The sequence below is a fragment of the Mucilaginibacter sp. genome (assembly GCF_036383575.1).
Classification (GTDB): Bacteria; Bacteroidota; Bacteroidia; order Sphingobacteriales; family Sphingobacteriaceae; genus Mucilaginibacter.
In genome coordinates, this window is sequence record NZ_DASVOB010000798.1 from 1 (window position 1) to 12,219 (window position 12,219).

The 12,219-nt window shown below is 42.4% G+C and carries 13 protein-coding genes; 7 read left to right on the forward strand and 6 right to left on the reverse strand.

Going from position 1 to position 12,219, the window contains the following annotated elements:
- Positions 1–373: LUD domain-containing protein (locus tag VF500_RS28395; RefSeq protein ID WP_330862883.1), on the reverse strand; the 373-nt coding region annotated here is incomplete at its 3' end.
- Positions 374–678: 305 nt separating this feature from the next.
- On the opposite strand from VF500_RS28395, the gene VF500_RS28400 reads away from it, so the two are divergent.
- Positions 679–2,067, forward strand: coding sequence for a LutB/LldF family L-lactate oxidation iron-sulfur protein (locus VF500_RS28400; protein WP_330862884.1), 1,389 nt, complete (start codon positions 679–681; stop codon positions 2,065–2,067).
- A 3-nt stretch (positions 2,068–2,070) separates the two neighbouring features.
- The gene (locus tag VF500_RS28405) at positions 2,071–2,619 is read left to right on the forward strand and encodes a dihydrofolate reductase family protein (RefSeq protein ID WP_330862885.1); all 549 of its coding nucleotides are present in this window, start codon (positions 2,071–2,073) and stop codon (positions 2,617–2,619) included.
- A 226-nt stretch (positions 2,620–2,845) separates the two neighbouring features.
- Here VF500_RS28405 and VF500_RS28410 read toward each other — a convergent pair whose 3' ends face one another.
- Entirely contained in the window at positions 2,846–3,406 is a 561-nt protein-coding gene (locus VF500_RS28410) for a hypothetical protein (protein ID WP_330862886.1), read from the reverse strand.
- Positions 3,407–3,598: 192 nt separating this feature from the next.
- On the opposite strand from VF500_RS28410, the gene VF500_RS28415 reads away from it, so the two are divergent.
- A complete protein-coding gene (locus tag VF500_RS28415) occupies positions 3,599–4,084 on the forward strand; it encodes a hypothetical protein (protein WP_330862887.1) in 486 nt (161 codons plus the stop codon).
- Between the two features lie 163 nt (positions 4,085–4,247).
- On the opposite strand, the gene gldD is transcribed toward VF500_RS28415, so the two are convergent.
- Both gldD and aroE read right to left on the reverse strand, forming a co-directional pair.
- Entirely contained in the window at positions 4,248–4,826 is a 579-nt protein-coding gene (gene gldD / locus VF500_RS28420) for a gliding motility lipoprotein GldD (protein WP_330862888.1), read from the reverse strand.
- A complete protein-coding gene (gene aroE, locus VF500_RS28425) occupies positions 4,823–5,629 on the reverse strand; it encodes a shikimate dehydrogenase (protein ID WP_330862889.1) in 807 nt (268 codons plus the stop codon). The genes gldD and aroE overlap by 4 nt, the downstream gene beginning before the upstream one ends.
- Before the next feature lie 222 nt (positions 5,630–5,851).
- Here aroE and VF500_RS28430 point away from each other — a divergent pair, with 222 nt between their 5' ends.
- Positions 5,852–8,704, forward strand: a complete 2,853-nt coding sequence (locus VF500_RS28430) for a response regulator (RefSeq protein ID WP_330862890.1) — start codon at positions 5,852–5,854, stop codon at positions 8,702–8,704.
- A gap of 160 nt (positions 8,705–8,864) precedes the next feature.
- Positions 8,865–9,086, forward strand: coding sequence for a hypothetical protein (locus VF500_RS28435; RefSeq protein ID WP_330862891.1), 222 nt, complete (start codon positions 8,865–8,867; stop codon positions 9,084–9,086).
- A gap of 213 nt (positions 9,087–9,299) precedes the next feature.
- On the opposite strand, the gene pyk is transcribed toward VF500_RS28435, so the two are convergent.
- Positions 9,300–10,739, reverse strand: coding sequence for a pyruvate kinase (gene pyk / locus VF500_RS28440; protein WP_330862893.1), 1,440 nt, complete (start codon positions 10,737–10,739; stop codon positions 9,300–9,302).
- Between the two features lie 65 nt (positions 10,740–10,804).
- Positions 10,805–11,224: an IPExxxVDY family protein gene (locus VF500_RS28445; protein WP_121233494.1), complete on the reverse strand. Its 420-nt coding sequence runs from the start codon at positions 11,222–11,224 to the stop codon at positions 10,805–10,807.
- 154 nt (positions 11,225–11,378) lie between these two features.
- On the opposite strand from VF500_RS28445, the gene VF500_RS28450 reads away from it, so the two are divergent.
- Positions 11,379–11,615 carry an acyl carrier protein gene (locus VF500_RS28450; RefSeq protein ID WP_031266521.1) on the forward strand — a complete coding sequence of 79 codons (237 nt, stop codon included), beginning with the start codon at positions 11,379–11,381 and terminating at the stop codon, positions 11,613–11,615.
- A 20-nt stretch (positions 11,616–11,635) separates the two neighbouring features.
- On the forward strand, positions 11,636–12,219 hold a 584-nt coding region (locus tag VF500_RS28455), incomplete at its 3' end, for a beta-ketoacyl synthase N-terminal-like domain-containing protein (protein WP_330862894.1).

The window sequence follows — 12,219 nt, forward strand, 5'->3', positions numbered from 1 at the left end:
CCAAAAACTCGTTCAGGTGAATTTCTTCCGTAACCATCGATTTGGATTTCACCACAGTTTTGGCGTTGGCTTTTTTGATGATGTTCAGGATCTCACGCTGGGCCTCTTCTACGTCGTTAGCCCAAATCACCTTGCCGCCTCGTTTCTGAAAATTGGCCTCAAATTCGGGGAGGAACTTATCCAGGTTTTCCATCACCTTCCATTTAAGCACATGACCTTTCTTTTTGGCATTATCTAAATTGATAATGCGCGAAAGGCCCCGTGATACCGCTGTATTGTACCGGTCAATATTGAAGTTGATGATGCGACGGTGATCGGCATCAAAAGCCTTCTCCTCCGATTTTACCAAAAATTCTTCAGCGGTTGCTCCCATATATGCGAAAGTAGGATTTTTGTTTTATTTTTTGGGTGAGTGGTTGTTTTTGAACAGTTAATATGTTAGAAGGTTTTAAAACTTTTGTAAAATAAAAAGAGGCACATTATGTGCCTCTACAAAAATATTCTTAAGCGAATTAACTACTCACCTAATCAACCATTCACTATTTCCCCCCCGCGGCAGCGAAGGAAAATTGATTTACTAAAACCATACACCCAATAAAATGTTCAAGAAATAAAAAACTACTCACCTAATCAACCACTCACCCAAAACTTAAAAACAAAAAACCTATTTTCGCATATATGGGAGCAACCGCTGAAGAATTTTTGATAAAATCGGAAGAGAAGGCATTTGATGCTGATCATCGCCGGATTATCAATTTCAATATTGACCGGTACAATACAGCGGTAACCCGGGGTCTGTCGCGCCTTATCAATTTAGATAATGCTAAGAAAAAAGGGCATGTGCTCAAATGGAAGGTGATGGAGAATCTGGACAAATTCCTCCCGGAATTTGAAGCTAATTTCCAGAAGCGAGGCGGCAAAGTGATCTGGGCTAATGATGTAGAAGAGGCCCAGCGCGAGATCCTGAACATCATCAAAAAGGCCAATGCCAAAACCGTGGTGAAATCCAAATCGATGGTTACCGAAGAAATTCACCTCAATGAGTTTTTAGAAAGCAACCAGATCGAATCGCTTGAAACGGATCTTGGCGAATACATAGTACAGCTATTAGGCCAAAAGCCATACCATATTGTTACCCCGGCGATGCACCTGAGCAAGGAGGATATAGCTAAGCTTTTTCACGAAAAGTTTGGAACCCCTATTGATGCTACGCCCGAACAGATTACCCTGAAAGCCCGTGAACTGCTTCGTGAAAAATACGTACAGGCCGATGTAGGCATAACTGGTGCTAACTTCCTGCTGGCGGATACCGGCAGTATTGCTATTAGTGAGAATGAGGGCAACGCACGTCTCTGCACTACGTTCCCTAAAATCCACATCGCTATTGTAGGCATTGAGAAGATTATCCCTTCTATTACCGATCTGGATCTGTTTTGGCCAATGCTATCTACCCATGGTACCGGGCAAAATCTTACAGTTTACAATACTATATTAAGCGGTCCGCGACGGCCAAATGAAACCGACGGACCTGAAGAGATGTACGTAGTGCTGTTAGATAACGGCCGAACTAACCTGTTGGCAAAAAAAGACCAGCGCCAGGGGCTTTACTGCATCCGTTGCGGGGCCTGCCTTAATGGCTGCCCAATTTATAAAAACATTGGCGGGCACACTTATGCCACCACTTACAGCGGCCCAATAGGTTCCATCATTACCCCGCATACACAGGGTATGGAAAACTTCAAGCACCTGAGCTATGCCTCAAGTCTTTGTGGTAAATGTACCGAGGTTTGCCCGGTTAAAATAGATATCCATAAAATGCTGCTCCTTAACCGACGGGATGCGGTGAACGAAAACCTGGTGACCAATAAAGAGCGCTGGGGCTGGGCCATCTGGAAAAAGGGAATGCTTAAACGTAAGCTTACCGATTTTTTTGGCGGCGGCATGAAAAACTTCCTGCTTAAAACTTTCTTTAAGCGAACCTGGGGCCATTTGCGCGAAATGCCGCATGTTGCAGATAAATCATTCAGCAAGCAATGGCAGGAAATGAATAACACACCTGAAGAATAACCCATGCGTAAAATAATATTAAACCTCGCGGTGAGCCTGGACGGGTTCATTGAAGGTACTAACGGCGAATACGATTGGTGCCTGGCCGATCAGGATTATGGCATGACTGAGTTTTTAAACAACAGTGATGCTATTTTCATAGGCCGTAAAAGCTACGAAATGCTGATGAGTACCGATCCTGAGATGTTCGGCGCTTTAAAGATGTATGTTTTTTCGGATAGCCTTCAGCCATCGCAGAACCCCAATACAGAAATCATTAATAGTGCCGATTTCGCGGTGCGTGTAGAAGAGATCAGGAACCAGGCGGGTAGCAACATCTGGTTGTTTGGCGGCGCAAGCCTCGTTTCCACATTTATTGACCGGGGATTGATCACTGAGTTTATGCTCTCGGTACACCCCATTATTTTAGGTGGAGGGAAACCGTTATTCACCGGTTCGAAAGATCGTGTTGAACTTATATTGCTGAGCAGTGAGCAATTTTCGAGCGGATTAGTACAGCTAAGGTATGCCATAAAACCCAAATTTGATCTGAGCATGCTTGATGGAATGTAGCTTTTAGAAAGCTGAAAGCGCAAAGCATAAGGCTATACAATTTGTACGTTTTAAACCCACAGCCTATTTAGGCTAAAGCCCTCTATCATAGTTTAAGATCCGTCCCGTAAATGGGACGGCAATGAATGGAAGTTTTGTTTCATTCATTGCCGTTGGTTTTAACCAACGGGTAAAAGTGGATCAGAAGCTCGGGCTTTAACCCAAACCACTTGCAAGGTCAATGCGTCTATCCCATCTCAATTACCACATAATCCTTTTGCATCCGTTTCACCTGTTCGGCCATGCGTTTGATGAACAGGTAGTTTGCCGTGCCACCAATTACGGCACCAACAACGGGGATAAGGCGTTCGGCTGTTCGGGTACCTAATATCATGAGCATCCGTTCGGCAATACCTTCCATCATGCTTTTGGTTATCGCCACACCGGCTTCCACCCTTACAGATGTTGCTACTAATGACATGAAATCATCGAACCCATTATCATAGGTGCCCCGGTAATAATACATGATGCCCATAGTGGCCCTAAACTGCTGGGTGATCAGGTTGATGAAATCAAAGGGGATCCCTGCTACCAGCGTAAACATGCCGCCACTGCCGGCCATAGCACCTGAGCCTGCAGCAAGGCAGGCGCACTGGTTAATAAAACCTTCGAGGCCCAGCTTATCAACACCGTTTTTTATCTTAAGCTGATCAATGCCTTCAAATATTTTCCTGAACCCTGTATGGGCAAGGTTTTCGGTATGTAACCGGATATCAGTACGTATTTTATTGATTTTGATGAGTTTCATTGTTTGCTGATTAATGGCAGAGATAATACACCGCGCTCTATCAATAACAATAGATCCACTGGCCTGTTTGTAAATTTGGTAGAAACAAAAATAATAAGTTTTAGAAGGGGCCTGAAAGTCGAATAATGCTATTATTTTCGCTCGAGCAAAATGCCTTAACCCCAAGTGAGAAAACTAATTTTATTTTTAATAATGATGGTCCCGCTATCATTATTTGCCCAGGCTAAAATGCCGGCATGGTTTTACAACAGCTTCCGAACCCTAAAACTCGATCAACATTATGGGATAAGCAATTTCATTAAACCATCCTTTTTAAGTGCCGATTTTAACGGCGATGGAAGTAAAGATATTGCCGCGCTTATCATCAGTAAAAAAAACAAAAAGAAAGGCATACTTATAATACATCAAACCAGTCATAAATATTTTGTCATGGGCGCAGGTGTAAATTTTGGAAACGGAGGGGATGATTTTAATTGGGCTAAGGGCTGGAAACTATATAAAGATAAAGTCGTCTACGAAACTGTATTTGATAAAGACGATAATATTAGCGGAAGTAAAAAAAATAACCTCAAGCACCCCGGAGTTTATATCTACGACTTAATGGATGGCGAACCCAATTCGGGAGGAGTCATTTCCTGTAATGGTGAAAAATATATCTGGATTCACCAGGGAGAATAATGGTAATTAAATTATATGTTTCCTCAAATTTTACAATTGCCCCAATTGTTGAGCGAACAAAGCTATCTTATAGCTTAGCAACAGCATATTTATAGCCGATATAATCAATTTACACGGGGCAAGTATCCTGCCTCTTGATTCTTGAAGTCTTGCTTCTGGCCTTCTACTTCCACTTAAAGCTTTTGATCATCACAGCCATATCCTGCTTTATAAAATTAAGCACCGGCTGGATAGAATCAAGCCGGGGTTCGCTGTTAAAGTATAGAGCCCCGCGGATGTAGTTATGCACACTATCTGTTAAAAAGAACTGGGCCGATGAAGCGGCATTGCCATCTATTGTATAGTAAATGCCATAAACTTTCTTATCGGCATAATGGATAATGCCTTCGTCAATAGATGTGGCTTTTACTGTATGCTTAAAGGCGAAAGTACGGGCATCCTCAACCAGTTCATTAAACTCCTTTTTTGAGGTGATTGGCTGATAGCTTAAATGCAGTGTAGCATTAAATTGCGGAAACTGCATGTTTACCCAGCAAGGTTTGGCATCACGCTTTTTATCGGGCTCGATATAAGCATATTTAGGGTAAGTAAACGAATACGGGCAACCGGCAGCATAATCCTGGTATTCCTTTTTTGGGAACGCTATGCGGTAATAGCCACGCGGTTTAGGCGAATAATCATGATTACCACCACATGCCGCCAAAAACAATAATGCCGTTACCAGCAAGGTTACATACTTCATGGATGTTTCTCCTTTGAGTTCCAGATCTCCCATGATTTTTCGGCCTGTAAAACCAGCATTTCGTAGCCGTTTTTAGTGGTAGCACCTCGCTCGCGGCCTTGCTTTAAAAACAGGGTTTCTTCGGGGTTATATATCAGGTCGTATAAAATATGGTCTTCGCCAATAAAGTCATAAGGTATGGGCGGGCATTCATCAACATTGGGATGAGTACCCAGGGGGGTGGTATTGATGATAAGCTTGTGCTGTACAATATGGTGCGGCTTAAGGTCTTTAAACAGGATATTATCCGCATGGTGTGTAGGCTTCCGGGTAACAACCTTATAAGTGATCCCTAAGTTTTCCAGTACACACTTTACAGCTTTTGCTGCACCGCCATCGCCTAAAACCAGGGCGTCATCGTTACCATCGCCAATTAAAGGTTTTAATGATTCCTCAAATCCGTAAATATCGGTATTATATCCCTCCAGCCTGAAGTCGTGGTCCTTAATGCCTATCTCTCCCGAAAATGCCGCCTCGATCGGGCTTTCGGCAGTTACCCTGATACAGTTTACAGCACCGGCTTTGCGGGCATCGTGCTCTATCCAATCTAATAAAGGCAATACATTTATTTTATGGGGGATGGTTACATTAAGACCGCAAATATCAGGGTGCTCATCGAGCAAGTCCTGCAGATCTTTAATATGCTCGATAGGGTAAAGGTCATAACGTGCATCTGTTATGCCTTCGGCTTCAAATTTTTCGGTAAAAAACTTTTTTGAAAATGAATGGGAGAGCGGAAAACCGATTAGTCCGTAGTGTTTCATGGTCAATTTTATAACAATACCAGCCGCTAAAGTAATCAATTATAACATTAGGCCGGGCATATAGCTTTAATGGCGTAATATTAACAACAAAACAGGCAATTTTAATTATTGATTTAAAAAGAACAAGTAAGAAAACATTCTGGATAAAAATTATTTATAAGGTAATTTATTTCAAATTAGGTAATTTTGAGCCTAATAAAATTGTAATTTGGCCTCAATATCATGACCCCTATTACAATTTACGCTACCCATCTTTTCCGAAGGATCATCCCTTTCTGTTTTATTATTTTAAGCAATTTTACTGCTCAGGCGCAAAGTAAACCTAAGCCTAATAAAGAACCGGTATTAAAAATACTAAGAGGCATGAAAAGCCAGGATTCGGCGGCTATGCTTGCAAAAAGGCTTATCGGTTCGGCAAGGAAGAATAATAACAAACCGTTTGAAGCCCGGGTATTGCTGGCACAGGCCTACCAGGCTTACGGCATAGGCAATGAACATGATGCCTTAACATTTGGCCGAGAAGCCTCCAAACTTGCTACCCCGGCCGATTCACTTACCTACGAAAAAGCTCCCATCATGGTAGCCTATATGCTTAGCCGCGAAGCCAAAACGGTAGAGGCCCTAAACGTTGCTTTTAAAATATTAAAGGAGTGCGATAGCCGCGGATGGAAAGCTTTGAGTGTTGACTGCCGCGCGTGTATTGCCGATATCTACCGGTCAATAGAAAATCCTAAGCAGGCGTTGCCTTATGCAGAACAGGCCTCAAAAGATGCTTTGAGCATAAAGGATACAGCCTCTTATATTTTTGCGCTGAGTAATATATCCAATATACTTTCTGAACGGAGCATGTCGTCACCAACTAATTTGGCCGAAGCTACGCGATTAATGGAGCAGGTGCTTGATAAAAAGTATGCTCATTTTCTTTCAGATTTTAGCACTGCCCGTTACCAGGGCAACCTGGGCCGGCTATACCTCATGACCAGGCAGGATAAAAAGGCCGAAGACATCCTGCTGCGATCGCTGGAAATATCCAGGAAAGGGGATTTTAAAACCCTCGAAAAACATAACCTTAATGAACTTATGACCATGTACGTTGATCATAGGGAGTTTAAAAAGGCAGCACAATATGGGGAGATGGCCGTCGCTATTCAGCCTGAAGCACAGAGCAATCTTACCATACAAAAAAACATCTATAACCATTTAACCGATGCCTACAAGGGCATTGGTGATTATAAGAATGCTTTTAAATACAATTACCTGTACCGGCGGCTCAATGACAGTATCAACGCGCTTGATAAAGTACGGGATGCTGCAGAGCTGGACAAAAAATACCAGGCCGATAAACGCTTACTGATAGCAGCCGATCAAACCAAACTGGTTGAAGTACAACGGAATTTTTTAATTGCACTTGCGCTGGTTATAGTGCTGGCATCGGCTGTGGGCTACAGGTGGTTCATCTTAAAAAAGAAAAGAGAAGCGGCTTTATTGGCCGAAGAGCATAGCCAGCTGGAAAAACTGGATGCCATGAAAACGCGCTTTTTCGCTAACATAAGCCATGAGTTGCGTACCCCGTTAACGCTGATCATGGGGCCGGCAGCCCAGCTGATGGCCTTTCATAATTATGAAGATGAACAACGAAAGATGCTGAATACCATAGCACGCAATAGTAAAAATCTGCTTAATGTAGTTAATGAATTACTTGACCTTGGTAAACTGGAAGCAGGCAAGTTAACCGTGAATGCAAAGCCTGTGGCCCTGGCATCATTTATAAAAACGTTGTACCAGGGCTTTGCTTCGGCTGCGGAATATAAAGAGATCGATTACAGGCTTATTAATTCGGTCGATTCAATGCTTTTTGTTTCGCTCGATCAGGAAAAGTTTGAAAAGATAACTAATAACCTTATTGGCAATGCCATCAAGTTTACACCACATACCGGCATTATCACCGTCACAGCAACGATCAGGCTTGATATGATAGAGTTTAGCGTGACCAATACCGGAATGGGCATTTTGCCCGACGATCTGCCGCATATTTTTGACCGCTACTACCAGGGCAAGCAGGATGCTGCACCTCTGGAAGGTGGAACAGGCATCGGCCTTGCTATAGTCCGCGAATTGACAGAGCTGATGGGCGGCCATATCAAAGTAGAAAATAATTGGGGAAGTGGTGTATTATTTAAGGCCGCCATCCCCCTTAAAATTGCCAACGAACAGGCTATTGAAGCAACTGTTGACGGAAATGCCTTTAAAGTAGCCTGGCATGATCTGGCAAGCACCAGTGAACAACTGATTTTGCTTGTAGAAGACCATCATGAAATGGCTGCCTATATCGCTGATATCCTGCGGCCGTTGTATCAGCTTGTTACTGCCAATAACGGCCGTGAGGCCCTGAAAAGATTGCAGGAACTTCCTTCAACACCCAGTTTGATCATATCAGATGTGATGATGCCCGAAATGGATGGTTTTACCTTGCTTGCAACCCTGAAGCAAAGTCCGGCTTACTGCAACATCCCGGTGATCATGCTTACCGCGCTGGCCGATACCAGGCACAAGCTTAAGGCGCTTCACACAGGTGTGGATGATTATCTTACCAAACCATTTTTAAGCAGCGAACTACTTGCACGCGCTGCCAACCTTATTAATAACGCTGCCGCCCGCTCCGGTGTTACCCACGCTGATGATGATGAACTTATTACCCTCACCAACGGTCAGCCGGCCGGGCAACCAGCAGAAAACGCCGATCCGGTACTCTCACCTGCCGATTTATCCTGGCTTGAGGAACTGGAAACCCTGGTACGAAAATATACCGGGAAAACGGATCTTACCCTTGCCGTACTCAGCTATGAACTGGCCATCAGCGAGCGGCAATTATTTCGCCGTATAAAATCAATTACCGGACTTACGCCTAATAAATATATTCGCGCCATCCGGTTACAAATAGCACGCGAAGCCATTGAAAGCGGTAAGTATCGCACTATTGCCGAAGTATCATACGCCGCCGGATTTGATACCCCTGCATACTTTAGTAAATTGTTTAAGGAACATTATGGCCGCGACGTTAATGAGTTGCTTTAAACATTGCGTTTGCCTGTCATTTTAGTTAGCCTTTTTAGCTTTCAGGTATCTTTTAACTTAAACGGTTGCTTTTTTAACGTAAATGGCGGTTTTGTGAAGCTAAATGGCAGTTTTATTATATTGCTTTTGGGCAGTTTTGTGAGATAAATCCCCTAAGATAATGACTGTGACTTTTAATGAGGATAGGCTGGGTACCGATAACAAACAATCAGGTACTATACCAACCATTGGCAAAGCACCTGCCGCGATATGCCCGAAATGCAAAAACAAATTTTGCGACCGGATAAAAAGGGGGGCTATTGTTAAACTATTACTCCCGGGGTTGGCTGTAAAACGTTACCGCTGTGCCAAATGTCTCAATCGTTTTTATAAACGCGGATAAGCATATTTAAAGAAACATCTACCTTTTATTTTTTAGGATAGCAAAAGGGATCGGACTTTCAATCTAAACCTGAATTATGTCTGATTTTAATTGTGCTTTGCCGGTTTACCTTCGGGTAACCGGCATTGTTTTTATATAGTCTATATCCCAACAAAAAAGCCCGCCAGTTATCCCGGCGAGCCTTCTTCATTAAAAGTAAGATCTTAAATATCTTTATTCAATAACACTTAATTTAAGCGTATTGGTTTTTCCTTGCTTAATAATAGGCGTAGACGCTGTGTTAACAACTACGTCGCCTGCTTTAATTAAACCCTCGGCTTTAAGCAGATCGTTAACATCAGCAATGGTTTGATCAGTGCTTTCTAACTGGTCATAATAAAATGCCCTCACACCCCAAACAAGACTAAGCGCATTTAGCAATTGCTTGTTTGATGTAAAGATGTAAGTACTTGCTTTAGGCCTGTGGCTTGATATCTCGAATGCTGTATAACCTGAAGTGGTCATGGAAACAACACCTACTGCATTACTTTGCTCGGCAATATAAACGGCCGATTCACAAAGCGCATCGCTCAGGAAGTATGGAGACGAAGTATCTTTAGCTACCGCTTCTTTAGGAGCATTAAACGGATAGCCAAGTTCTTCAACGTTACGAACAATTTTGGCCATAGTTTCGATAACTATAACCGGGAACTCACCAACTGATGTTTCACCGCTTAGCATCACTGCGTCGGCGCCATCTAATACAGAGTTGGCAACGTCATTTACTTCGGCGCGGGTTGGGCGCGGCGTAGTGATCATTGACTCCAGCATCTGGGTAGCTACAATAACCGGTTTTGAAGCAGCGCGGCATTTACGGGCAATCATTTTTTGCAACAATGGCACTTCTTCAAGCGGCATTTCAACACCAAGGTCGCCACGGGCTACCATCACACCATCGGTAGCAGCAATAATGGCATCAATATTTTCAATAGCTTCTGGCTTCTCAACTTTGGCGATAACCTTAGCTGCCGAGCCGTTGCGTGCTATAATACGTTTCAGGTCAATAATATCCTCGCCTGTACGTACAAAAGAAAGACCGATCCACTCTACATCCTGTTTAAGGGCAAATTCAAGGTTGATCAGATCTTCTTCGGTTAAGCTTGGGATAGATACTTTGGTGTTTGGCAGGTTAACACCTTTACGTGATGTTAAGATACCACCGTGAACAACCTCACATATAACTGTATCAATTTTGTTGGTTTCAATAACCCTTAACTGTAGTTTACCGTCATCAAGCAAAATAATCTCATTTGCCTGCACATCCTGTGGGAAGGTATCATAAGTAATATAGATCTGCTCATCATTACCAATGCACTCATGTGTGGTAATTTTGATGTGCGTTCCATTAACTAAATGAATACCGCCATCCTTTACCAGGCCTATGCGGATCTTTGGGCCCTGTAAATCGGCCAGGATGCCTACGTTTGTTTTGTATTGCTCGTTAATCTCACGGATAAGATCGATCACTACCTTATGATCTTCGGGCTTACCGTGCGAAAAATTAAGACGGCAAACGTTAACACCTGCCTTGATCATCGCTAATAAAACATCTTTTTTAGCTGATGCCGGCCCCATGGTGGCAACAATTTTTGTACGATTATAGTATAGTTCCATATTATTCGGGTTAAAACTGGAGGATATTTAATGATTGTAAAACCTACACCTTTTTAAATTCGGCGCTAAAATAACAGATTTTCCCGTGATTTTATTTTTTTTGGGTCAATCTTTACGGCTGCAACTATCTCTGGTATTTTATTGAGCGATGAGATGATCGTATCAAGCTCATTATCATCTATATAGTTGCGGATCATTAAAAAATAGTCGGCACTTTTTATTTCAGGCACGAGGTAGCCATCTGAGCCTTTATTGCCAATAAAGAAGAAGTCGGTTTCGGTGGTTTCCCAACTGTAGCGGTATAATGAAAACAAAACGGGCTCAGCCCCGGGGTAAATATCTACTTCCAGGTCATCGGTTTTTGAGAAATTAAAATTTAAGTACTTGTTTATAAGAAAACAAACCCGGTAATCTTTAAGCGAGCTTGTTACTGCAATGAGCACAAAATCAAAATCGATCTCAAACTTTAAAAATTTCCTGTTCAAAATCATTACTTTTACGCCGTCAAAATTACTAATACAAACTGTTTCAATAAAATTTTGTTTAGAGATTTATATTGTAAAAGTTTTAGATTTGTTTATTGACAGAATTTATTTTTCTTTGCACTGAATTTTTATTAATCATTAAACTATAAAGACTATGTCTGATATCGCTTCAAGAGTAAAAGCTATTATCGTAGAAAAACTGGGTGTTGACGAAAGTGAAGTTACGCCAGAAGCGAGTTTCACCAATGATCTTGGTGCCGACTCGTTAGACACCGTGGAATTAATCATGGAGTTTGAAAAAGAATTTAACGTGGCTATTCCTGACGATCAGGCTGAAACTATTGGTACTGTTGGCCAGGCAGTTGCTTACCTTGAAAAAAACGTTAAATAAGAACTCCCTAACTGGATTAAATGGAGTTTAAAAGAGTTGTAGTAACCGGGCTTGGAGCACTTACTCCTATTGGCAACACTGTTTCAGATTATTGGAACGGACTGATCAATGGAGTAAGTGGCGCTGCCTTGATCAAAAGTTTTGATACCGAAAAATTCAAAACTAAGTTCGCGTGTGAAGTGAAAGGCTTTGACGCGGATGGTTTTTTGGGCCGTAAAGACGCCCGTAAATTGGATCCCTTTGTACAATACGCCTTATTCTCAACAGAAGAAGCCGTAAAAGACGCGGGATTAGATTTTTCAAAACTGGATACCAGCCGCATTGGCGTTATCTGGGGTTCGGGTATTGGTGGTTTAAAAACCTTCCTTGATGAGGTTACGGCCTTTGCTAAAGGCGATGGTTCACCACGTTTTAACCCGTTCTTCATCCCTAAAATGATTGCCGATATAGCCCCCGGCCATATATCTATTAAATATGGTTTGCGCGGTCCTAACTTCACAACCGTTTCGGCATGTGCTTCATCAAATAACTCATTGATCGATTCATTTAACTATATCCGTTTGGGTAAAGCTAATATGTTCATCAGTGGCGGTTCTGAAGCTAT